The organism is Vibrio sp. KMM 9700 (genome assembly GCF_058545285.1).
This window is the reverse complement of record NZ_CM178589.1, coordinates 2,158,996-2,182,364: the sequence shown is the minus strand read 5'-3', so window position 1 is coordinate 2,182,364 and position 23,369 is coordinate 2,158,996. Positions and strand designations below refer to the sequence as shown.

The 23,369-nt window shown below is 42.9% G+C and carries 19 protein-coding genes and 11 tRNA genes; 23 read left to right on the top strand and 7 right to left on the bottom strand.

Going from position 1 to position 23,369, the window contains the following annotated elements:
• Nucleotides 1-16: 16 nt before the first annotated feature.
• The 5 genes from AC2VOY_RS09775 to hemA form a co-directional block, all read right to left on the bottom strand.
• Nucleotides 17-841, bottom strand: a complete 825-nt coding sequence (locus AC2VOY_RS09775; RefSeq protein WP_491831139.1) for a SirB1 family protein — start codon at nucleotides 839-841, stop codon at nucleotides 17-19.
• A gap of 29 nt (nucleotides 842-870) precedes the next feature.
• Entirely contained in the window at nucleotides 871-1,248 is a 378-nt protein-coding gene (locus AC2VOY_RS09770) for a SirB2 family protein (protein ID WP_491831138.1), read from the bottom strand.
• A gap of 54 nt (nucleotides 1,249-1,302) precedes the next feature.
• Complete coding sequence (prmC, locus tag AC2VOY_RS09765; RefSeq protein WP_491831137.1) at nucleotides 1,303-2,205, bottom strand: peptide chain release factor N(5)-glutamine methyltransferase; 903 nt, start codon at nucleotides 2,203-2,205, stop codon at nucleotides 1,303-1,305.
• Between the two features lie 37 nt (nucleotides 2,206-2,242).
• Entirely contained in the window at nucleotides 2,243-3,331 is a 1,089-nt protein-coding gene (prfA, locus tag AC2VOY_RS09760; RefSeq protein WP_491831136.1) for a peptide chain release factor 1, read from the bottom strand.
• Nucleotides 3,332-3,456: 125 nt separating this feature from the next.
• Nucleotides 3,457-4,716, bottom strand: coding sequence for a glutamyl-tRNA reductase (gene hemA / locus AC2VOY_RS09755; protein ID WP_491831135.1), 1,260 nt, complete (start codon nucleotides 4,714-4,716; stop codon nucleotides 3,457-3,459).
• A gap of 234 nt (nucleotides 4,717-4,950) precedes the next feature.
• On the opposite strand from hemA, the gene lolB reads away from it, so the two are divergent.
• The 17 genes from lolB to AC2VOY_RS09670 all read left to right on the top strand — a co-directional run bounded on the left by lolB (nucleotide 4,951) and on the right by AC2VOY_RS09670 (nucleotide 12,401).
• On the top strand, nucleotides 4,951-5,568 hold the full coding sequence (lolB, locus tag AC2VOY_RS09750; RefSeq protein WP_491831133.1) for a lipoprotein insertase outer membrane protein LolB: 618 nt from the start codon (nucleotides 4,951-4,953) through the stop codon (nucleotides 5,566-5,568).
• Nucleotides 5,569-5,589: 21 nt separating this feature from the next.
• Nucleotides 5,590-6,516: a 4-(cytidine 5'-diphospho)-2-C-methyl-D-erythritol kinase gene (gene ispE, locus AC2VOY_RS09745; protein ID WP_491831132.1), complete on the top strand. Its 927-nt coding sequence runs from the start codon at nucleotides 5,590-5,592 to the stop codon at nucleotides 6,514-6,516.
• Nucleotides 6,517-6,648: 132 nt separating this feature from the next.
• The gene (locus AC2VOY_RS09740; RefSeq protein ID WP_491831131.1) at nucleotides 6,649-7,593 is read left to right on the top strand and encodes a ribose-phosphate pyrophosphokinase; all 945 of its coding nucleotides are present in this window, start codon (nucleotides 6,649-6,651) and stop codon (nucleotides 7,591-7,593) included.
• A 206-nt stretch (nucleotides 7,594-7,799) separates the two neighbouring features.
• Nucleotides 7,800-8,693: a sensor domain-containing diguanylate cyclase gene (locus AC2VOY_RS09735; RefSeq protein WP_491831130.1), complete on the top strand. Its 894-nt coding sequence runs from the start codon at nucleotides 7,800-7,802 to the stop codon at nucleotides 8,691-8,693.
• Nucleotides 8,694-8,798: 105 nt separating this feature from the next.
• A complete protein-coding gene (gene pth, locus AC2VOY_RS09730; RefSeq protein WP_491831129.1) occupies nucleotides 8,799-9,389 on the top strand; it encodes an aminoacyl-tRNA hydrolase in 591 nt (196 codons plus the stop codon).
• Nucleotides 9,390-9,437: 48 nt separating this feature from the next.
• On the top strand, nucleotides 9,438-10,529 hold the full coding sequence (gene ychF, locus AC2VOY_RS09725) for a redox-regulated ATPase YchF (protein ID WP_491831128.1): 1,092 nt from the start codon (nucleotides 9,438-9,440) through the stop codon (nucleotides 10,527-10,529).
• Nucleotides 10,530-10,820: 291 nt separating this feature from the next.
• Nucleotides 10,821-10,897, top strand: a tRNA-Met gene (locus tag AC2VOY_RS09720).
• 48 nt (nucleotides 10,898-10,945) lie between these two features.
• Nucleotides 10,946-11,030: transfer RNA gene (locus AC2VOY_RS09715), tRNA-Leu, on the top strand.
• Nucleotides 11,031-11,081: 51 nt separating this feature from the next.
• Nucleotides 11,082-11,156 (top strand) — tRNA-Gln (locus AC2VOY_RS09710).
• 82 nt (nucleotides 11,157-11,238) lie between these two features.
• A tRNA-Met gene (locus AC2VOY_RS09705) sits at nucleotides 11,239-11,315 on the top strand.
• A gap of 48 nt (nucleotides 11,316-11,363) precedes the next feature.
• Nucleotides 11,364-11,448: transfer RNA gene (locus tag AC2VOY_RS09700), tRNA-Leu, on the top strand.
• A gap of 51 nt (nucleotides 11,449-11,499) precedes the next feature.
• A tRNA-Gln gene (locus AC2VOY_RS09695) sits at nucleotides 11,500-11,574 on the top strand.
• A gap of 96 nt (nucleotides 11,575-11,670) precedes the next feature.
• A tRNA-Leu gene (locus tag AC2VOY_RS09690) sits at nucleotides 11,671-11,755 on the top strand.
• 51 nt (nucleotides 11,756-11,806) lie between these two features.
• Nucleotides 11,807-11,881, top strand: a tRNA-Gln gene (locus tag AC2VOY_RS09685).
• Between the two features lie 190 nt (nucleotides 11,882-12,071).
• A tRNA-Leu gene (locus tag AC2VOY_RS09680) sits at nucleotides 12,072-12,156 on the top strand.
• A 23-nt stretch (nucleotides 12,157-12,179) separates the two neighbouring features.
• A tRNA-Gln gene (locus AC2VOY_RS09675) sits at nucleotides 12,180-12,254 on the top strand.
• Between the two features lie 62 nt (nucleotides 12,255-12,316).
• Nucleotides 12,317-12,401, top strand: a tRNA-Leu gene (locus tag AC2VOY_RS09670).
• A gap of 127 nt (nucleotides 12,402-12,528) precedes the next feature.
• On the opposite strand, the gene AC2VOY_RS09665 is transcribed toward AC2VOY_RS09670, so the two are convergent.
• A complete protein-coding gene (locus tag AC2VOY_RS09665) occupies nucleotides 12,529-13,689 on the bottom strand; it encodes an FAD-dependent oxidoreductase (RefSeq protein ID WP_491831127.1) in 1,161 nt (386 codons plus the stop codon).
• 313 nt (nucleotides 13,690-14,002) lie between these two features.
• Between AC2VOY_RS09665 and miaB the strand changes: the two genes are divergently transcribed.
• From miaB to lnt, 5 genes are all read left to right on the top strand, one after another.
• Entirely contained in the window at nucleotides 14,003-15,427 is a 1,425-nt protein-coding gene (gene miaB, locus AC2VOY_RS09660; protein ID WP_491831126.1) for a tRNA (N6-isopentenyl adenosine(37)-C2)-methylthiotransferase MiaB, read from the top strand.
• 258 nt (nucleotides 15,428-15,685) lie between these two features.
• On the top strand, nucleotides 15,686-16,795 hold the full coding sequence (locus AC2VOY_RS09655) for a PhoH family protein (protein ID WP_491833071.1): 1,110 nt from the start codon (nucleotides 15,686-15,688) through the stop codon (nucleotides 16,793-16,795).
• Complete coding sequence (ybeY, locus tag AC2VOY_RS09650; protein WP_491831125.1) at nucleotides 16,785-17,249, top strand: rRNA maturation RNase YbeY; 465 nt, start codon at nucleotides 16,785-16,787, stop codon at nucleotides 17,247-17,249. Before AC2VOY_RS09655 ends, ybeY begins: the two co-directional genes overlap by 11 nt.
• Nucleotides 17,250-17,364: 115 nt before the next feature.
• Nucleotides 17,365-18,264, top strand: a complete 900-nt coding sequence (gene corC / locus AC2VOY_RS09645; RefSeq protein ID WP_491831124.1) for a CNNM family magnesium/cobalt transport protein CorC — start codon at nucleotides 17,365-17,367, stop codon at nucleotides 18,262-18,264.
• A gap of 182 nt (nucleotides 18,265-18,446) precedes the next feature.
• Nucleotides 18,447-19,997, top strand: coding sequence for an apolipoprotein N-acyltransferase (gene lnt, locus AC2VOY_RS09640; protein ID WP_491831123.1), 1,551 nt, complete (start codon nucleotides 18,447-18,449; stop codon nucleotides 19,995-19,997).
• 104 nt (nucleotides 19,998-20,101) lie between these two features.
• Here lnt and AC2VOY_RS09635 read toward each other — a convergent pair whose 3' ends face one another.
• Nucleotides 20,102-20,590: a zinc ribbon-containing protein gene (locus AC2VOY_RS09635; RefSeq protein ID WP_491831122.1), complete on the bottom strand. Its 489-nt coding sequence runs from the start codon at nucleotides 20,588-20,590 to the stop codon at nucleotides 20,102-20,104.
• Between the two features lie 148 nt (nucleotides 20,591-20,738).
• Here AC2VOY_RS09635 and leuS point away from each other — a divergent pair, with 148 nt between their 5' ends.
• Entirely contained in the window at nucleotides 20,739-23,312 is a 2,574-nt protein-coding gene (gene leuS / locus AC2VOY_RS09630) for a leucine--tRNA ligase (RefSeq protein ID WP_491831121.1), read from the top strand.
• Nucleotides 23,313-23,369 lie beyond the last annotated feature (57 nt).

Genomic DNA, 23,369 nt, shown 5'->3' with positions numbered 1-23,369 from the left:
GCTAACCTCTAGAATATTAATGAAGCACGACACTATCATGCTTTAAAATTAATGCTTGCAAATGTAGCATCTTGGCTGCGGGATCGTCGGGACATTGCTCAACGAAATATTCAAAATCATCAGCAGCCATTTGATTATACTCGATCATTTGATAGATATGACCACGATCGCGAATTTCATGCGGATCATCTGGCGCAAAGCTTAAAGCTAAATCACAGCAATTTAAAGCTAAATCAAACTTTTTCTCGTTTAGCAGTGAGAACTTCATGATCGCAAGCCAGCGGCCTAAAATACTAGGTGGATCGATCGTTTCAAAATGCTCGGGTTTTAAACTTGCTAATGGGCCATAATAACCTTTGAGCCACGCAGTTAAGGTATGCTTGCTTAAGCGCTCACCATTGGACGGGTCGATGTAATAAGGATGTTGGCCTTCACAATCAACACGTAAAATCAGTTGGCTAGGGAAAAGTACCCCATGCACAGGTAAATTAAAGTGCTCACAAAAATACAATAAGACAGTGCCAAGGGAGACGGGAATGCCTTGACGGCTCTCGATAACCTTGTCTATAAATTGATTTTTTGAGAGATAACTGGTTTCAATATCCGCGCTAAATCCCCAAACTTGATAAAAATGGCGCAATAAAGCGTCTAAGCGTTGCGACTCATCTTGCTGCGCAATTAAGATATCTTCTAATTCAAACACCATTTGGGTTAGCTTGGCTTCAACCCAAAAGCGATCAAAGCTAGGATCGATAGCTGCATTTAACGCCATTGCGCCATCAAATAAACTTAAGCTGTCTAAATCTAGATCTAAAATAGATTCGAAATTCTCATCAGACATACAAGTTTCACCCATTTAAATAATGATAATTAAAACGTTGCGACTTTTGTCATCGCCAAGTGCGCCGCCCAATATAACCAGCCGAGTGCGCCAAAAAATGCAATACTGCGAATAAGCTTAGTGCGACCAAGTTTTAGCGCGACAAAACCAAGTGCGATATACACCAGCACACAAGTGATTTTTTGCGTCATCCATGGGAAGTTAGCGGTAAACGGCATAAAGCCTGTTAACATAACTAGCCCAATACCACTGGTTAATAAAATGGTATCAATAACATGCGGAACAACTTTCAAGAATTTCTTTTGTAATAATGGTGAGTCCATCATCATTAAGACATAGCGAATTGTCAAAAGAAGCACACTTAACGCAATGCTGGTTAAGTGAATGTGTTTGAGAGCCATGTACATAAAAGTTATCCTTTTCTTAGCTTATTATTTCAATTTTCGTGATAGTTAAGATAATTAGTTTTTAAACCATTGACCGAGCGTGACTCTGTCATTTTGCGCATAATCTTGGCTTGTGACGACATCTTGATAACCAAAACTATTTAAGATTTCTCTTACTGCTGCGCCTTGCTTATACCCGTGTTCGAGCAAAATCCAGCCTTGGTCATGCAAAAAATTACGTGCTTTGTCGCTAATATAACGCAAATCAGCAAGGCCTTTATCGGCGGCAACTAATGCGCTCATCGGCTCAAAACGCACATCACCGCGGGCAAGGTGCGGATCATGCTTGTCAATATACGGCGGGTTGCTCACAATACAAGAGAATTTAGGCCCAGCAAACAGCGTATTTTCAAAAGGCTCAAACCAACTGCCTTGTAAAAATTTCACATTTTGTATATTTAGATTTTGTGCATTACGCGTCGCCAACTCTTGCGCTTCTTGCATTAAATCAATTCCAATCACTTTGCGCTGTGGCAATTCACTGGCTAAAGCAAGCGCGATTGCACCTGTGCCTGTACCAAGATCCAAAATATCACCATCTTGATCAGAGGTTTTTTCGAGTGCGAGTTCAACCAAACGCTCAGTATCGGCGCGAGGGATCAAGGTTGCGCTGGAGACTTCAAGCGGCAATGACCAAAACTCACGCACACCTATAATATAAGCGATAGGTTCACCTTCCAAACGACGCTTAAGCACTTGTTGGAAGTGATTGGTTTGCTCTAATGTGAGCGTTTTTTCAGGCCAAGTAAGTAAATAACTGCGAGGCTTATCGAGCACATGGCAAAGCAAAACGCTGGCATCTAAGCGTGGCGTTTCACTTTTGTTTTCAGCAAGCAAACTTGCCGCAATTTGCAGTATGCGCTCAAGGGACAAATTTGGCGCATCAAATATTTCCATCTGCAGACCGATTTTAGACATCAATGCCTCGCTATTTTATTTCTTACTTTTGATTCAATTAGTTTTGCTCTGAAAGCGCTGCCAATTGATCCGCTTGATATTCTTGCATCACAGGATCAGCCAATGATTGCAAGTCACCTTCCATCACTTCAGATAGACGATATAAGGTTAAGTTGATGCGGTGATCCGATACGCGCCCTTGTGGGTAGTTATAGGTACGGATGCGGTCACTACGATCGCCCGAGCCAAGTAAGTTACGACGTGTGTCTGATACTTCAGCAGCGCGTTTTGCTTCTTCGGCTTGAATAATACGTGAAGCAAGCACGGCCATAGCTTTGGCTTTGTTTTTGTGCTGCGAGCGTTCATCTTGACACTCAACCACTGTACCTGTTGGTAAGTGGGTAATACGAATTGCAGAATCCGTGGTGTTAACGTGCTGACCACCAGCGCCCGATGAGCGGAAGGTATCAATTTTAAGATCCGATGCTTTGATTTCTGGCATATCTGCTTCTGGCACTTCAGGCATGACAGCAACAGTACATGCAGAAGTATGCACGCGACCTTGTGATTCTGTTGCCGGCACACGTTGCACGCGGTGACCGCCTGACTCAAATTTTAAAATGCCATATGCACCATCACCTGAAACTTTCGCGATCATCTCTTTATAACCGCCATGCTCAGATTCATTGCTGCTCATGACTTCAACACGCCAGCCTTTTTTCTCAGCAAAACGGCTATACATGCGGAATAAATCACCCGCAAAAATACCGGCTTCATCACCACCAGCGCCGGCGCGAATTTCTAAGAAGCAGTTACGCTCATCGTTTGGATCTTTTGGTAGCAGCAGAATTTGCAGCTCAGCTTCCAAGCGCTCAATGTCAGCTTTGGCTTGAGTGATTTCTTCTTGCGCCATTTCACGCATTTCAGCATCATCTTCATTCGCCATTTCATTGGCTTCAAGCAGGTTTTCTTGTGCTTGCTGATAGCTTTGGAAGCATTTAGTGATCTCTTCAAGCTGAGAGTATTCTTTTGAAAGTGCGCGGAACTTGTCTTGATCCCCAATCACGTCAGGATCGCCAAGAAGGTGTTGGACCTCTTCGTAGCGTTCAACTAAGGTTTCAAGTTTGGTTAAAATAGAAGGTTTCATAGGTTCTCTTAATCTATAAATCTTTAATAAAAAGATCTTAACAAAAATATCTTAAATAGGAAGTCGTTATCTTGGTCTGCTAAGGGCGTGCAAACACTAAGCTTTACATTGCGCTAAATATCGCGCTAAGGCTTTTCAAGGCCTAAGCTTTGGCGGATCACTTCAAGCTTTTCGACTTCACCTCGCTCTGCAACAACTTGCATCGCGCGTGTTGGGGTATGGATGAGACGGTTGGTTAGTTTATTGGCAAGTTCACGCAACACCTTTTCAGGATCGCCGCCTTGAGCAAGCGTGTTTAAGCTTTTGGCCACCAAATCTTCTTTTACTTGCGTGGCTTGATTTCGATAATCACGAATACTATCAACTGCTTGTAATGAGTTTAGCCAGCCCATAAAAGCGACACACTCTTCCATTACGATGGCTTCTGCTTGCACGGCTTCAACTTTACGCTGCGCCATATTTTGATTCACTATCCCTTGTAAGTCATCCACACTATATAAATATGCATCGCTCAAATCACCGACTTGTGGCTCGATGTCACGCGGCACCGCAATATCAACAAACAGCATAGGTTGATATTTACGTCTTTTTAATGCAGTTTCCACTGTCCCTTTGCCTATAATCGGCAATTGACTGGCGGTAGAGCTTATCACTATATCTGCGTGATGCAAGGTTTCAGGGATTTCGGCAAGGCTTATCACATCAGCGCCAAATTGGTCGGCAAGGGTATGTGCGCGCTCGATAGTGCGGTTGGCAACGATCATGCGTTTGCAGTTGGTATCCGCTAAATGCTTGGCGACCAGCTCAATCGTCTCGCCTGCGCCAACCAGTAGCACAGTGATGTTTTTCATTGATTCAAAGATTTGTTTTGCCAAGATACAAGCCGCATAAGCCACAGAAACGGCGCTACCACCAATCTCTGTTTCAGTGCGGATTCGTTTAGCAACCGAGAAGACTTTATGGAAGAATTTTTCAGTTAAGCCATTCACGGCTTTCATTTCTTGCGCTTTGGCATAGGCTTGCTTGACTTGGCCTAAGATCTGCGGCTCACCTAAAATAAGCGAATCAAGACCTGCGGCGACACGCATTAAATGCTTCACTGCGGCTTCTTCTGGATAGACATATACAGAAGGCATCACCAGTTCATGATCTAAGTCGTGAAACTCAACTAGCCAGTCGATCACATCTTGCTCTGTCGCACCTTGGGCAAGATCACAATAGATTTCTGTGCGATTACAGGTCGATAAGATCACACCGCTTTTGATTGCCTGACTCTCTCGAATGGCAGATAAAGCACTTTCAAGTTTTTCAGGTGAAAAGGCAACTTTTTCGCGGAGGTCGACCGAAGCTGTATTGTGATTGATTCCAATTGCAAGCAAAGACATGAAAAAAAATAATACTCAAAATGAATGAAAAAGACGCTTAATTTTACTTGATGCAATAAATGAATGAAAGCAACTTCCCCTTTAATTCGATAAAATAACAATATAAAGTGATATACTTCGCTTATATTCCTCTTATTGATAATCATTATTAATTAGAGATTGGTTTCAACTTGTTATTAACCGCTTATAAATACAAATAAGAATTAATATCAATTAAATAAATTGGTTTTTCCGATGAATATTATGCGCTTTAAAACGCCCTTTTTGATTTTATTTGTTTGCGCCTTGCTTAGCGCTTGTAGCACAACACCAGATAACTTACCCAAAACCTCATGGCCTGAGCATCAAGCGGCTTTGCAAGCTCTGGATACCTATCAAGCCAGCGGTAAGATTGCCTACCGCGATGCGCACCAAAAAAAGAGCTTAAACTTCTCTTTGAGCCAAAAACCAAATTACACCAAGCTACGTCTATTTAGTTTTATTGGCCAGACAGTGTTAACCGTTGAAATCACCGCGCAAGGCACTCAAATTGTTGATTTGCATAATCAAACCTATCAATCACAAGATGCTGATGCTTTAGTCGCTGAACTGTCTGGAATAAATGTTCCGGTTACCCAACTCCCAGACTGGCTCAAAGGCTTGCCAAGTGGCGCGGATACGATCCAGTTAAATCCAAATGGCCGCGTACAAAGCTTTACCAAGCAAATTGAGCATCAAAATTGGCAGCTGATTTATCAAAGTTATCAAAGCGCTGCGCAAACGACGCAAGCATTACTAGGCATGCCGAAAAGCATTGTCTTGCGCCAAGGCCAAACTGAACTCAAGCTCGCAATTACAAATTGGTATTATTAACTTTTATTTTAATGGTTACACATGCATTCAAAATATTGGGGACGTAAAACCCATTGGCCTGCCCCAGCCAAATTAAACTTATTTTTATATATCACCGGCCAGCGTGACAATGGTTATCACGATTTACAAACCTTGTTTCAGTTCCTCGATTATGCCGATACTTTAACCATTACTCCAAATCACTCTGGAGAAATCAGCATCTTGCCTGAAATTGAAGGAGTCGCACTGGAAGATAATTTGATTTATCGCGCAGCTAAATCTTTACTCGATGCCGCCCAAGCAACGCAAAACTATTCTATCTCTGATTTAGAGACACTTGGCGCACAGATTGAGCTTGAGAAAATCTTACCTATGGGCGGCGGTTTAGGGGGCGGCTCTTCAGATGCTGCAACCACTCTCGTTGCATTAAACTTTTTGTGGGGCTTTAAGTTTAGCTTAGATGAGCTGGCACAAATTGGGCTAAAACTTGGCGCTGATGTGCCAGTATTTGTCAAAGGCCAAGCAGCATTTGCCCAAGGCGTTGGCGAGGATCTTACCCCTGTCACGCCAAAACAAGATTGGTACTTAGTTGTAAAACCCGATCAACATATTTCGACAGCTGATATCTTTACGCACAAAGATTTAACTCGTAACACCCCAAAACGCCCACTAAATCAGCTTTTAGAGAGCAATTACGAAAACGATTGCGAAAAAATTGTGACTTTACTCTATCCTAAGGTTGCAAGTGCGCTTTCATCGCTGCTACAATATGCGCCGTCTAGACTGACAGGTACAGGTGCTTGTATTTTTGCTACTTTTTCCAGCAAAGAAGATGCCCTGCGCGCCCAACAAGCGCTCACTACCAAAGAAGAATTAGACCCAAATGCTGAAGTTTTTGTCGCGCAAGGTATCAACACCTCGTCGTTACATTTAGCATTAGAAAGCTATCTAAGCCAAGATACTCTCTAATTAAAGCTAGGTTGAATTAATTTAAAGCAATGCTGATTCAACTAATGCTTAAAAAAACAACAAATTTACTTTATACTTGTAAGGTAAATTCACAATCTATTTTAAAACTGGACGCAACCCGAGGTTTCCACCGTGCCTGATATGAAGCTATTTGCTGGTAACGCCACACCTGAACTAGCCCAACGTATTGCTGATCGTCTCTATATCTCTTTAGGAGATGCCACTGTTAACCGTTTCTCTGACGGCGAAGTCGCTGTACAGATCAACGAAAATGTCCGTGGTAGTGATGTATTCATCATTCAATCAACTTGTGCCCCAACCAACGATAACCTTATGGAACTAGTTGTAATGATCGATGCAATGCGCCGCGCATCAGCCGGTCGTATTACTGCTGTGATCCCATACTTTGGTTATGCGCGTCAAGACCGCCGTGTGCGTTCTGCTCGTGTGCCAATTACGGCTAAAGTTGTTGCTGATTTCCTTTCTAACGTTGGTGTTGACCGCGTCCTAACTATCGACCTACACGCAGAGCAAATCCAAGGCTTCTTCGATGTACCTGTAGACAATATCTTCGGTACACCTGTACTAATGGAAGATATGCGCTCTCGTGGTCTTGAAGATCCAGTTGTGGTTTCTCCTGATCTAGGCGGCGTTGTACGTGCTCGCGCAACAGCGAAAATGCTCGATGACACAGATATCGCTATCGTTGATAAGCGTCGCCCACGTGCAAACGTTTCTGAAGTCATGAACCTTATCGGTGATGTGAAAGGTCGCGATTGCGTGATCGTTGATGACATGATTGATACAGGTGGCACACTTTGTAAAGCTGCTGAAGCACTAAAAGAGCGTGGCGCGAAGCGTGTATTCGCTTATGCAACGCACCCAGTATTCTCTGGTACAGCCGCGCAAAACATTGCAAACTCAGTGCTTGACCAAGTGATTGTAACTGACTCAATTACCCTATCTCCAGAAATGGCAGCAACAGGTAAAGTCACTCAGTTAACACTTTCAAGCATGCTTGCTGAAGCGATCCGTCGTATCAGCAATGAAGAGTCTATCTCTGCAATGTTTAACTAAGCTAGATATAGTGATTAAGTAAACAAAATCTTAAGCCCAGAAATTATTTCTGGGCTTTTTTTCACTTTTAATTCGCTAGACTCTCAAACTTGTATTTACAATAAAAAAACGACTTTTACTTATTTTTTGATTTAGCCCTCTGCATTCAATGAGTAAAACTGTTTAAATGGCAGCTATCATATCGCCTCAAATTATAATAAAAAGTTATGAATGAATTCAAACATATACTAGATATCCATCCCAGCCCTGTCGTCGTACATATGAACTTCAAACCTTTATATGCAAACGATGCTTTTGCCGCCTTTAGTGGCCTAGAGAGCGCCGAAGATATTCTAAGCTTAGATTCACTCTTAACTTTAATTAATCCAGACGAGCATCAAGACTCCAAAGAACGTTATCAACTTGCCTTTGATAATGCACAAACACCCGCCAAAGTTGTGCCGCATATTGATCTCAAAGGAAACCCAGTGATTGCTGAAATCACTGATAAACCTATTATCTGGCAAGGCCAAGAGGCGTTATGCACTTTTATCAATATAGTGACGGATAGAGTTAAAAGAGAAGAAAGAGTCAAGCGCCTGCTCGAAATTGACGAACTCACTCAAATCCACAACCGCCGCTATATTCGAAAAGTATTAGACAATATTATCGAATCAAACACCGCCGAAGAATACTATTTGTGTGTCTTAGATATAGACTTCTTCAAAAAGGTCAACGACACCTATGGGCACCCCGTTGGGGATATGGTTTTAATTGAACTGGCGCAACGCCTACAAAGCTTTTGCCAAGCCAAAGATCATTTAGCCCGCATTGGCGGTGAAGAGTTTGTCTTACTATTACACACCCAAGATATTGATGTTCTCAAGAAGTATTTAGAAAGACTGCGCCAATATATTGCACAATACCCATTCCATATCCAATTAAAGGATCAATCCGAAGAAACCCATGCGCCACGAGAAGATCTTATCCTGCATATATCAATTTCTATAGGTGTCACGAAACTTGCTCAGGAAGATGAAATTTTAGAAGCTTACCAAAGAGCGGATAAGGCTTTATATCAGGTCAAAAAGCAAGGCAGAAATAACATTGTCTACGCTTGATAGGGAAAGATCTTCGGCACTCAAAACGGCATATCGCTAGTATTTCAAGCAAAAAATGGTAGAATGCGCCCTTTCTATACTGGTTTAGATAAAAGGGTATATATAGTGACACAACCAATCAAACTTCTTGTCGGGCTAGCTAACCCTGGCGATCAATACTTAGGTACTCGTCATAATGCTGGCGCTTGGGTCGTTGAGGAACTTGCACGTGTGCATAATATTACGCTAAAACCAGAAGCAAAATTCTTTGGCTTAACCGGCCGCATTCAGACTCAAGGGCAAGATCTACGTTTGCTTATCCCTACAACTTTCATGAACCTTTCTGGTAAATCCGTCGCGGCTGTGGCGAAGTTTTATCAAATTAAACCAGAAGAGATCATGGTGGCACATGATGAGCTAGACTTACCTCCGGGCGTCGCAAAGTTTAAAAAAGGCGGTGGTCATGGCGGGCATAATGGCCTACGCGATATCATTGCTAAGCAAGCAAATAACAAAGATTTCTATCGTTTACGTATCGGTATTGGTCACCCTGGACACAAAGATAAAGTGGCAGGTTATGTGCTTGGTCGCCCACCTTTAGCAGACAAAAAGCGTCTCGATGAAGTGGTGGATGAATCAGTTCGCAGTTTAGATATTTTATTAAAAGATGGGCTTGCTAAAGCGCAAAATCGTCTTCATACATTCAAAGCAGAATAAGCAATATTTAGTTATTCAAAGCTATTATTTACAAGTAAGGTTTATATCATGGGTTTTAAATGTGGCATCGTCGGTTTACCAAACGTAGGTAAATCAACCCTTTTCAATGCACTCACTAAAGCTGGTATCGAAGCGGCAAACTTCCCGTTTTGTACTATCGAACCAAATACAGGTGTTGTGCCTGTGCCTGATTTACGTTTGGATGCATTAGCTAAAATCGTTAACCCAGAGCGCATCTTGCCAACAACTATGGAGTTTGTTGACATCGCAGGTTTGGTTGCTGGCGCATCAAAAGGTGAAGGTCTAGGTAACAAATTCCTAGCTAATATCCGTGAAACTGATGCGATTGGCCACGTTGTGCGCTGCTTTGAAGATGAGAACATCGTCCACGTTGCAGGTAAAATCTCACCGCTTGATGATATTGAAGTCATCAACCTTGAGCTTGCACTGGCAGATTTAGACACCTGTGAGCGTGCGATTCAACGCCAAGCAAAACGCGCCAAAGGCGGTGATGCAGATGCTAAATTTGAAATCAAAGTGCTTGAAAAACTTCTTCCTGTATTAACCGAAGGCGGTATGGCGCGTAGTGTTGAACTGGCAAAAGAAGAAGAAGCGGCTATTGCTTATCTTAACTTCTTAACCCTTAAACCTACTATGTATATCGCAAACGTAAGTGAAGAAGGTTTTGAAAATAACCCTTATCTTGACCAAGTGCGTGAACATGCAAGCCATGAAAATGCAGTAGTTGTGCCAGTCTGTGCTGCAATTGAATCAGAACTTTCTGAGCTTGAAGAAGAAGATAAAGCTGAGTTTTTAGAAGATCTTGGCATTGAAGAGCCTGGTCTTAACCGTGTGATCCGTAGCGGTTATGAGCTATTAACTTTGCAAACTTATTTTACCGCTGGCGTAAAAGAAGTCCGAGCATGGACAATCCCTGTTGGTGCAACTGCGCCGCAAGCTGCGGGTAAGATCCACACCGATTTTGAGAAAGGCTTCATCCGCGCTGAAGTTGTTGGTTATGATGACTTCATCCAATATAACGGCGAATCTGGTGCAAAAGAAGCTGGTAAATGGCGTCTTGAAGGCAAAGAATACATCGTAAAAGATGGTGATGTTGTTCACTTCCGCTTCAATGTTTAAAGATTAATCAATTAGTTAGTCTTCAAATATAACAAAATAAAAAGATCAGCTCTCGAGTTGGTCTTTTTTCTTTTTAGCAATATCTAAAATCTGTAGCTCAAGCTTACATCTATACGAGATCTACCTCAAAAACGTTCATAAACACTACATTTCGATTAGTTTTAAACCAAACGCACTTATTTTTTAAAAAATTCAAAAAAAACTATTGACGAGTTACGCGAAGATACGCATAATGCGCCCCGTTCCCAAGACAAAGCAGCAAACAAAACGCTGATGGGAAAACAAAAATTTGGCTACGTAGCTCAGCTGGTTAGAGCACATCACTCATAATGATGGGGTCACAGGTTCGAATCCCGTCGTAGCCACCATACAAATTCATATTGATTCTCCAATTATCGATATGATGACAAATTGATGCGGAAGTGGCGGAATTGGTAGACGCACCAGATTTAGGTTCTGGCGCCGCAAGGTGTGAGAGTTCAAGTCTCTCCTTCCGCACCATTATTTTATCGTTGAGCATTCTTTTTAGAACAGTCTCCGATTAAGTTTAGTTGGGCTATCGCCAAGCGGTAAGGCACCGGCTTTTGATGCCGGCATTCCCTGGTTCGAATCCAGGTAGCCCAGCCATTTTCACCCTTTTGGGTATCTAGTAAAAAAAACTAGACTTTTGAGATAAGTTATTCTATATTTCTTGGCTCAAACAAAATTTGGCTACGTAGCTCAGCTGGTTAGAGCACATCACTCATAATGATGGGGTCACAGGTTCGAATCCCGTCGTAGCCACCATACAAATTCATATTGATTCTCCAATTATCGATGTGATGACAAATTGATGCGGAAGTGGCGGAATTGGTAGACGCACCAGATTTAGGTTCTGGCGCCGCAAGGTGTGAGAGTTCAAGTCTCTCCTTCCGCACCATTATTTTATCGTTGAGCATTCTTTTTAGAACAGTCTCCGATTAAGTTTAGTTGGGCTATCGCCAAGCGGTAAGGCACCGGCTTTTGATGCCGGCATTCCCTGGTTCGAATCCAGGTAGCCCAGCCACTATTTAGCTTAGTTCTACTAAGTAATTTTGGAGGAATCCAAAATAAAGACAACGTCCTTAGATTCACCAATCATCTAAGAGACTACAAAATTGATGCGGAAGTGGCGGAATTGGTAGACGCACCAGATTTAGGTTCTGGCGCCGCAAGGTGTGAGAGTTCAAGTCTCTCCTTCCGCACCATTATTTTATCGTTGAGCATTCTTTTTAGAACAGTCTCCGATTAAGTTTAGTTGGGCTATCGCCAAGCGGTAAGGCACCGGCTTTTGATGCCGGCATTCCCTGGTTCGAATCCAGGTAGCCCAGCCATTATTTAAAGCGCTGAAATTGAATCGATAAGCCGAGGCTTTTGATTTGTTTACCTTGAACATTCCCTGAGTTTGATCTAGGTAGCCCAGCCACTATTTAAACTTAGTTTTAACTAAGTGATTTTGGTAAAGTCCAAAATAAAGACAACGTCCTTAGATTCACCAATCATCTAAGAGACTACAAAATTGATGCGGAAGTGGCGGAATTGGTAGACGCACCAGATTTAGGTTCTGGCGCCGCAAGGTGTGAGAGTTCAAGTCTCTCCTTCCGCACCATTATTCTTCGTATGAAGATCTGTTGGGCTATCGCCAAGCGGTAAGGCACCGGCTTTTGATGCCGGCATTCCCTGGTTCAAATCCAGGTAGCCCAGCCACTATTTAAGTAAAAGACAACGTCCTTAGATTCACCAATCATCTAAGTGACCACAAAATTGATGCGGAAGTGGCGGAATTGGTAGACGCACCAGATTTAGGTTCTGGCGCCGTAAGGTGTGAGAGTTCAAGTCTCTCCTTCCGCACCATTATTTCTTCTTGATGAAGATTAGAAAGCCCACTATATGTGGGTTTTTTAGTATCTGGCAGATAGAAAAATAAAAGGTGGAGCCTGCTCCACCTCATCAAATCACCACATTAATTAAAATCGACACATCAAAGCCCAAGTGCATATTTTAAAACTTGGTTCTTTACTCCCCCTGAATGCTCAGCAAGTTTTAGCCCCAAATTACGCGCCAACTTCAACGGCAAAATATCATTGCTAAACGCTTGATAAAACACATCCATTCCAGTTTGCATGAGTAAATTATCTTTACGTCTTAGAGACTCATAGCTTTGCATGGCTTCTAATGTTAAGCCTTTATCTGCAACTTCTTCTAACAGCGCCCACACGTCTTTAAAACCAAGGTTTACGCCTTGCCCTGCTAGCGGGTTGATCGTATGCGCTGCATCCCCCAGTAGCACACAGCCTCGCGCAACATATTTTTGCGCATGACGACGGGTTAAAGCAAACGAAGCCGCTTGCAAAGCTTCTATCTCGCCAAGCTCAGCAGGGAAAGCCTGCATGATCTGCGCGCTCAACTCAGGCATAGGCAATCGCTCTAATTGTTTGATTTTCTGCGGCGAGTCATACCAAACGAGTGATGCTTGATTGCCAGCAAGTGGCAAATATGAACGAGGACCGCTAGGATAGAAACATTGCCATGTCGTATGATGTTGGATTTTAGAGACAGTTTTCACATTGATAAGCATGCAGCGCTGACGATAATCCCACGCAGTGATCCCAATACCTGCCATCTCACGTACTTTTGAGTTTGCACCATCACAGCCTAAGATCCACGCTGTTTCTAGTATTTTTCCAGAAGATAAATAGACGTGATTTAAGCTCTTTTCTTGCGCAAAGTTAATCTTATCTAGCGTATCTGGGCAAAATATATCTAAATTATCAAAATCATCAAACTGCTCCCACAAACCCAATTGTAGAATGCGGTTTTCCGCCATCACCCCAAGCTCAGATAAATGAATATCACTTGCTGCAAAGCGTGTTCGACATGCCTCAAGCTCCCAAGTTTCAAGCCCAGAATAAGGATGAATACGTTTAGACTCAATACTTTCCCAAGCGCGCAAGCTTTTTAAAAGATCAATCGATGTTTTGGAGATCGCACTGATTCGTAAGTCCATCGCTTGCTCTGGCGAAAATTCCTGCGGCGCATACCCTTCAACTAAAGCGACTTTTTTCTTTTGCCGTGCAAGACCAAGCGCCGCTGCTGCGCCTACCATGCCACCACCGATCACCACAACATCATACTGGGTCATTCCTGCCTCAACTGTCCTGATAGCTCAAAATACTGAAAATGAGCTTAATAATAAAAAGATAATTAGGATTATTTTACCTGAAAAATGGATAGGAAAACCAAGGCTTAGCGAAAATAGCCAAAGATCTTGGGAAAATTAAATCGACAAGCTTCAAAAAACTAGTCATTACTGCTCGAAAGCCGTACAATATGCGCCCCTAGGCCCTGCGTATAAAAACCAAGCAGCCACTAGGCGTTTGCTCCTTTTCACTGGAAGAGCAAATCAATCAACCGCAGTTTAAAATGCGAACTTGATCTTAACGAGCGATATTATTATGACTAAAAAATTACTTATCAAAACTTGGGGCTGTCAGATGAATGAATATGATTCATCTAAAATGGCCGATCTTCTAGGCGCAGCCAATGGTTATGAACTAACAGAAGTGCCTGAAGAAGCAGATGTTTTACTCCTAAACACTTGCTCTATTCGTGAAAAAGCCCAAGAAAAAGTCTTCCACCAACTTGGCCGTTGGAAAACCCTAAAAGACAAAAAAGAAGGTGTCGTGATTGGCGTGGGCGGCTGCGTTGCTACCCAAGAAGGCGATCACATTCGTCAACGTGCACCTTTTGTTGATGTAATTTTTGGTCCACAAACCCTGCACCGTTTGCCTGAGATGATTAAACAATCTCAATCAAACACGGGCCCTGTGATGGACATCAGCTTCCCTGAAATTGAAAAATTTGATAGCTTGCCAGAGCCAAAAGCTGAAGGCGCAACTGCATTCGTTTCTATCATGGAAGGCTGCTCTAAATATTGTACTTACTGCGTCGTGCCTTACACCCGTGGTGAGGAAGTTAGCCGTCCTATGGATGATGTGCTATTTGAAGTGGCGCAACTTGCTGAGCAAGGCGTGCGTGAAGTCAACCTGCTTGGCCAAAACGTAAATGCTTACCGTGGCCCTATGCATGATGGCGACATTTGTACCTTCGCGCAATTGCTACGCCTTGTGGCATCAATTGATGGCATCGACCGCATTCGCTTTACCACAAGCCACCCGCTTGAGTTTACCGATGACATTATCGAAGTCTATGAAGATACACCAGAGCTAGTTAGCTTCCTGCACCTGCCAGTGCAATCAGGCTCAGATCGCATCTTAACCATGATGAAACGTCCGCACACTGCAATCGAATATAAATCTATTATTCGTAAATTGCGTAAAGCGCGTCCTGATATTCAAATCAGCTCTGACTTTATTGTTGGCTTCCCAGGTGAAACCAAGCAAGATTTCGAAGCGACAATGAAGCTAATTAAAGATGTTGATTTTGATATGAGCTTTAGCTTTATCTTCTCACCTCGCCCAGGCACGCCTGCTGCGGATTATCCTTGTGATACGCCAGAGCAAGAGAAGAAAGATCGCCTATATGAGCTGCAACAGCAAATCAATAGCCAATCTATGCGCTATTCACGCTTAATGCTTGATACAGAGCAGCGCATCTTAGTTGAAGGCCCATCGAAGAAAAACTTGATGGAGCTACGTGGTCGTACTGAAAACAACCGTGTGGTGAACTTTGAAGGCAGCGCTGATCTTATCGGTCAATTCGTTGATGTGAAAATTGTAGATGTATTCCCGAACTCACTACGCGGCGAGCTGATCCGCACTGAAAGTGAAATGGGTCTGCGCTCTGAAATCACACCAGCGCAAATGATTGAAAAAGTTCGCAAAGAAGACGACTTAGGTGTTGCGACCTTTACGCCATAAATGAATCGTCATATTTAGGCTTTATAATCGAAACGGTTGAGGGAGTTCTCAGCCGTTTTTTGTTGTCGTATATAAGCAAAATAAATTTGAAGGATAAGATAAATCATTTCGATAATTGCGATTTGCTTTATTCTGGCTTAAATTAGCTATATACAATACCCAAAATCATTGAAGGGTATACAATTTATTTTAAAGCACCAGCATTCATCCAGAGAGGGATTTGTGAGCGAAACTGCATTCAATACAAACAAAGCAAATATTAAAAAACTATCCACCCTAGATCTGAGTTTAGAGCCTTCAGACAATCAAAGACTCTCTAGTCTATGTGGCCCTTTTGATGACAATATCAAGCACCTTGAGCGCCGCCTTGGGGTTGAAATCAATCACCGCGGGCAGAATTTCACAATTGTTGGTCAGCCACATACAGCTGCCGCCGCTTTAGATATTTTGAAAACCCTTTATGTCGAAACTGCGCCAGTTAAAGGCAAAATGGTCGATATCGAGCCTGAAATGATCCACCTTGCGATCAAAGAAACCGGTATTTTAGAGCAAGAAGCCAAAGCTGAAATTGATTACGGCAAAGAAGTTTTTATTAAAACCAAAAAAGGCGTGATCAAACCGCGTACGCCAAACCAAGCTAAGTATTTGGTTGATATGGTGCGCCATGACATTAGCTTTGGGATTGGTCCTGCGGGGACAGGTAAAACTTACCTTGCTGTGGCCGCAGCAGTCGACGCCCTTGAGCGCCAAGAAGTGCGCCGCATCTTGCTCACCCGCCCTGCGGTTGAAGCCGGCGAAAAACTTGGCTTTCTACCAGGCGATTTAAGCCAAAAAGTCGACCCATATTTACGCCCACTGTATGACGCCTTATTTGAAATGCTTGGCTTTGAGCGTGTTGAAAAGCTGATTGAGCGCAACGTGATTGAAGTCGCGCCTCTTGCTTATATGCGTGGCCGAACTTTAAATGATGCCTTTATCATCTTAGATGAAAGCCAAAACACCACGGTTGAGCAAATGAAAATGTTCTTAACCCGTATTGGCTTTAACTCACGCGCCGTGATCACAGGTGACGTGACCCAAATCGACTTACCACGCGGCGCGCGCTCTGGTCTGCGTCATGCGATTGAAGTACTTTCAGAAGTCGATGATATTAGCTTTAACTTCTTCTTAGCCGATGATGTGGTGCGTCACCCAGTGGTTGCACGAATAGTCAATGCCTATGAGAAGTGGGAAGCGAAAGATCAAAAAGAGCGTAAAGCGCGCGAACAAGCACGTCGTGAAGAAAAAGAAGCCCGTGAAGCACAAGCTGCGGCAATCTTTAATCAAGCATCAAGCTCATCTCAAGAGACAAAAAATAATGACAATTGAACTCGATCTACAAATCGCCACCCAAAGTGAGCAAGACCTTCCAACCGAAGCGAATTTCCAAGCTTGGTTAGAAGCAGCGCTAAATGGCTTTCGTGAGCAAGCAGAAGTCACTATCCGCTTGGTCGATAGCGTAGAAAGTCAATCACTTAACTCTGATTATCGCGGCAAGGATAAACCAACTAATGTGTTGTCATTTCCTTTTGAAGCGCCACCGGGAATCGAGATAGATCTACTTGGCGATTTGGTGATCTGCAAATCTGTTGTTGAAGCAGAAGCAAGCGCCCAAGACAAGCCATTAGAAGCCCATTGGGCACATATGGTGGTGCATGGTTGTTTGCATTTATTAGGTTTCGATCACATAAATGATGATGAAGCTGAAGAAATGGAAACATTAGAAACACAAATACTGTTGAAATTAGGGTATGCTGACCCATATATTACAGAGAAAGACTAGAATCTAATATATTCAAGATGATTGGAATTCTGAGCAAACAAGACGTTAGAATTTCAATCATGCTAGAATATAAAGTGCGCTACCCACTTCGGTAGTAACCAACAATAGAGATAAAATGAACAGCGAAACTTCACCCTCAGCGTCTGAAAATAAAAAAGACACTTCAGATGGTCCCAGTAGCAAGTCATTCTTAGAAAGAGTCGGCCAGCTATTCCAGAATGAACCCAAAGATCGTCAAGATCTGATGGAGGTTTTCCGAGATTCAGAAGAAAACCACGTCATTGATCCAGACACCCGAGATATGCTTGAAGGCGTTATCGAGATCTCCGAAATGCGTGTTCGTGACATCATGATCCCACGCTCACAAATGGTCACTATCAATAAAGACTATGGTCTGGATGAACTCGCGACCTTGATCATCGATGCATCGCACTCTCGTTACCCTGTGATTAACGAAGATAAAGATCATATTGAAGGGATCCTGCTGGCAAAAGATTTACTCCGTTATTTGGTGTCAGACAGCACACCTTTCTCGATTGAAGAAGTTGTTCGCCCTGCAGTGGTTGTGCCGGAAAGCAAACGCGTGGACCGTCTGTTAAAAGAGTTCCGTGAAGAGCGCTACCATATGGCTATTGTGGTCGATGAGTTTGGTGGCGTGTCTGGTCTGGTGACTATCGAAGATATCTTAGAAGAAATTGTTGGTGAAATTGAAGATGAGTTTGATGAAGAAGACTCAGTCGATATTCGTAAACTCAGTAAACACACCTATTCGGTCAAAGCCCTCACCCCTATCTATGACTTTAACCAAGAGTTTGGTTGCGAGTTTAGCGATGAAGACATAGATACAGTTGGCGGCCTTGTGATGACAAGTTTTGGCCACCTCCCAGAGCGCGGTGAAGTGGTCGACATTGATGGTTACAGTTTTAAAGTGACCATGGCGGATAACCGTCGTATTATCCAACTTCAAGTCACCATCCCAAACCAAGGTGACGACGAAGCAATGGACAGCATTTAATAGCTGTAAAACTTATGTAAGCGCGCAATGAAAAACTTGTGTTTCGCTTTCATAAGCCACAAACTGCTGGTATAAGAAACGCTATAACCCAAGCCGAGGATTCTGCTTGGGTTATTTTAATCCAGCAACCAAGATCTCTTGATTGATATTCTCAACCTAATAATAAATTTACAGTCGCATCTATGAAAAAATCTTGTCTCCAGTTTTTGTTTGCCACAGCAGCAGGTGCACTTGCTACCCTTTCTTTCGCACCTTTTAGCCTTTGGCCTTTGGCTATATTAAGCCCTGCTATTTTGCTCTTTTTATTACATAACCAAAGCGTTAAAAAAGCCGCTTGGATAGGTTTTTTCTGGGGTATAGGTCAATTTGGGACAGGGATTAACTGGGTTCACGTCAGTATTGATACGTTTGGCGGCATGCCTAAAATCGCAAGTCTTTTCTTAATGACCTTGCTAGTGAGCTATTTAGCCCTTTACCCTGCGCTTTTTGGCTATTTATTAAATAAATTCTTTCCCAATAACAAAGACGGCTCAGCAAATCAAAACGGTCAAAAAAGACGTTTATTGCTCGCTGCGCCTATTTTATGGCTGATTTGTGATTGGCTACGCGGCTGGGTGATGACGGGCTTTCCTTGGCTTTGGCTTGGATACAGCCAAATCGATAGTCCATTAAATGGCTTCGCACCTGTTTCTGGTGTCGAGGCAATTACCTTAGCTATCATGTTAATTGCTTCAAGCTTGGTCTTGTTAGCAACCAATAACAATTTCACTCGAGCTAAAAAATATCGCTACCTTGTTGTCCCTGTAGCTATTTTTGGCCTAAGTTATCTCTTAAATCAAGTGGCTTGGGTGACAGAAGATAAAGACTCCAACACACGCTTTGCGCTGGTTCAAGGGAATATCCCTCAGCATTTAAAATGGCAAAAAGATCAGCAATGGCCAACCTTGATGAAATACACAGATCTCACCCGTGAGCATTGGGATGCCGATGTGGTGATCTGGCCGGAGGCTGCCATTCCATCGATTGAATACCAAGTGCCAGCATTTTTAGCCAACATAGATGAAGCCGCGCGTGAAAGTGATACTGCGCTAATCACCGGCATTATTAATATGCCTAACTTAAACGAATTTTATAACAGTGTGATTAGCTTAGGCGCAACTGAGCATGGCGCCTATAACTATGACAGCCAACCAAGATATAGCAAACATCACTTGCTACCTTTTGGTGAGTTTGTGCCTTTTGGTGATTTGCTGCGTCCACTTGCGCCTTTCTTTAACTTGCCAATGTCGTCATTTAGCCGTGGCGGTTTTGTGCAACAAAATGTTGAAGCGAATGGACGCCATTTTGCTGCAGCGCTTTGCTATGAAATTATTTTCAGCGAGCAAGTGCGCCAAAACATTACAGATGACACAGATTATATTTTGACCCTTTCCAATGATGCTTGGTTTGGTAAATCAATTGGCCCATTGCAACACTTTGAAATAGCAAGAATGCGCGCGCTTGAGTTAGGTAAACCTATGATCCGCGCAACCAATAATGGCGTCACAGGGGTGACAGATTTCAAAGGTAAAGTTTTAAAAACTATTCCACAGTTTGAAACTGGCGTTTTGGATATAGAAGTGCCAACGAGCAAAGGCAATACGCCATATCGTTATTTAGGCTCTTATTTACTTTATATCTGGTGTTTATTTGGTTGTGTGTTTTGTTATTTAGCCCAAAGAAAGTCACAATAAGCCAGTGATCGAATGACATAAAAAAGGAGCAAAAACAGCGATCTAACATGCTATTTTTGCTCCACTATATTCATTCTCTAACTAGCGATAACAAGCTATAAAAATTAAGGATTTAGCGACTCGCGTTTGAAGGTGCCATTGCCGCATTTAATACAAGGCTCAACAATGCTCGCATGGTTATAGGTACGTTTATGCTGACATTTATCACAAACTAATATGCCAAGCCCAATCACATCATCCACTTCATACACACCTTTATGCTCAAAGTCTTGGAAAACTTCCATCCATTCCAGTTGAGTCTTATCGGTAATTTCAGCAAGCCCCTCCCAAATTGATTCTTTGGTTAGTTCGATAAAAGGGTCATCGGTTTGTTTTTCAGTTTCTTGCGCCTTTTTGAACTCTTGCCCAAAAGACTTCAAATCTGACTTCAAATAGGTCGCAATTAAGGACCATTCATCCTTTGCCATGTCCTCCACGGCCTGCATAAAGCTTGACTCAGACTTCTTTTCATCTTGCTCTTTTGGGTCGGCACGTTTCAGGCTATCAATGAGGTGTTCGAGTGCTTTTTTATATTCTTGCTGACGTTTTGGCATAAAGGCTCCTCATATGCTGGCTATTCCTTAAGATTTAGGTGCTTTCCTACAGATTGTTATTGTTGATAGCACCTACTTTAGGTATTCTATGCAGATCAAGTATCGTCTATCTCGATCAGTATCACAAATTTCATTAATGGTATTCAAGATGCAAGAGCAATATAACCCGCAAGATATTGAACAAAAAGTTCAACAGCACTGGGACAACCAAAAAACATTCGAAGTCACAGAAGACGCAAATAAAGAAAAATTTTACTGCCTCTCTATGTTCCCATATCCAAGTGGTCGTCTCCACATGGGTCACGTGCGTAACTACACCATTGGTGATGTCATTGCTCGCTATCAACGCCTGCAAGGCAAAAACGTTATGCAACCTATCGGTTGGGATGCTTTTGGTCTACCCGCTGAAAACGCAGCGGTAAAAAACAAAACTGCGCCAGCACCTTGGACATATGAAAACATCGAATACATGAAAAACCAGCTTAAACTTTTGGGCTTTGGTTATGACTGGACGCGTGAATTTGCAACTTGTACCCCTGAGTACTACCGTTGGGAGCAAAAATTCTTCACCAAGCTGTATGAAAAAGGCTTAGTGTATAAAAAGACTTCTTCTGTAAACTGGTGTCCAAACGACATGACAGTTCTTGCCAACGAGCAAGTTGAAGACGGTTGCTGCTGGCGTTGTGACACCCCAGTTGAGCAAAAAGAAATTCCACAATGGTTTATTAAAATCACTGAGTACGCACAAGAGCTACTTGATGATTTAGACAATCTTGACGGCTGGCCTGAAATGGTTAAAACCATGCAGCGCAACTGGATTGGTCGCTCTGAAGGTGTTGAATTAAGCTTTGCCGTAAAAGGTCAAAAAGACTTAGAAGTTTATACCACACGTCCTGATACGCTAATGGGCGTGACTTATGTTGGCATCGCTGCAGGTCACCCACTGGCTGAACTTGCTGCGCAAAACAACCCTGAGCTTGCAGCTTTCATCGACGAGTGTAAAAACACCAAAGTTGCTGAAGCTGAACTTGCGACCATGGAAAAGAAAGGCATGGATACAGGCTTAACGGCTATCCACCCTTTAAATGGTCGTGAAGTGCCAGTATATGTGGCGAACTTTGTATTGATGGATTACGGCACAGGTGCTGTGATGGCGGTTCCTGGACATGATCAACGTGACTTTGAATTTGCAACTAAGTATGGCCTAGATATTGAAGCAGTTATCTTAGATGAAGCAGGCAATGCACCAGATATCTCTGAAGCGGCTTATACTGAAAAAGGCAAACTATTTAACTCTGGTGAGTTTGATGGTCTTGATTTCCAAGATGCATTTGATGCAATCGCGGCAAAACTAGAAGCTGAAGGCAAAGGCAAGAAAACAGTTAACTTCCGTCTACGTGACTGGGGCGTTTCTCGTCAACGTTATTGGGGCGCGCCAATTCCTATGGTGACCACTGATGACGGTGAAGTTCACCCAGTGCCAGAAGCTGATTTACCAGTTATTCTACCTGAAGATGTCGTAATGGATGGCGTGACGAGTCCAATTAAAGCAGATAAAGCTTGGGCTGAAACCACATTCAATGGCGAGCATGCGCTACGTGAAACCGATACTTTTGATACTTTCATGGAGTCATCTTGGTACTACGCACGTTACTGCTCACCACAAGCGGATGATATTTTAGATCCAGAAAAAGCTAACTATTGGCTACCTGTTGATCAATACATCGGCGGGATCGAGCACGCGTGTATGCACCTACTTTACTCACGCTTCTTCCACAAATTATTGCGTGACGCAGGTTTTGTCACCTCTGATGAGCCATACAAACAACTTCTTTGCCAAGGCATGGTGCTAGCAGACGCTTTCTATCATACCAATGAAAAAGGCACTAAAGAGTGGGTTGCACCAACAGATGTAACTGTTGAGCGTGATGGCAAAGGCCGCATTGTTAGCGCAACAGATAACCAAGGTCGTAGTGTTGAGCACTCAGGCATGATCAAAATGTCTAAGTCGAAAAACAATGGTATCGATCCACAAGAGATGGTGAATAAATACGGCGCGGATACAGTTCGCCTATTTATGATGTTTGCATCGCCTGCTGACATGACACTTGAGTGGCAAGAATCTGGCGTTGAAGGTGCCAACCGCTTCCTAAAACGTGTTTGGAAACTTGTGTCTGAGCACAGCAGCAAAGGTGAAGTCAGCGCACTTGATCTTGGCGCATTAAGCTCAGATCAAAAAGCACTGCGTCGTGATATTCACAAAACCATTGCCAAAGTATCGGATGATGTTGGCCGTCGCCAAACCTTCAACACTGCAATTGCTGCCATTATGGAGCTAATGAACAAACTTGCCAAAGCACCGCAAGAAAGCGAGCAAGATCGCGCTATTCTTGATGAAGCGCTTAAAGCTGTGGTTCGTATGCTTTACCCAATTGCGCCGCACATCTGCTTTGAAATGTGGTCTGCACTGGCAGATACAGATATCGATGCTGAAAGCTGGCCAACCCATGATGAGAAAGCACTCGTTGAAGATGAAAAACTAATCGTTGTTCAAGTCAATGGTAAGCTACGTGCTAAAATCACAGTCGCTGCAGATGCGAGCCAAGAAAGCGTTGAAGCGCAAGGCCTATCTGATGAAAACGTGACGAAATTTACGGATGGCAAAACGATTCGTAAAGTGATCTATGTACCAGGTAAGCTGCTTAACATTGTAGCAAACTAATATTGTTGACGATAAAGTCGACCTAAGACAAATAAATGAGGAGTGATTTCCATTGCT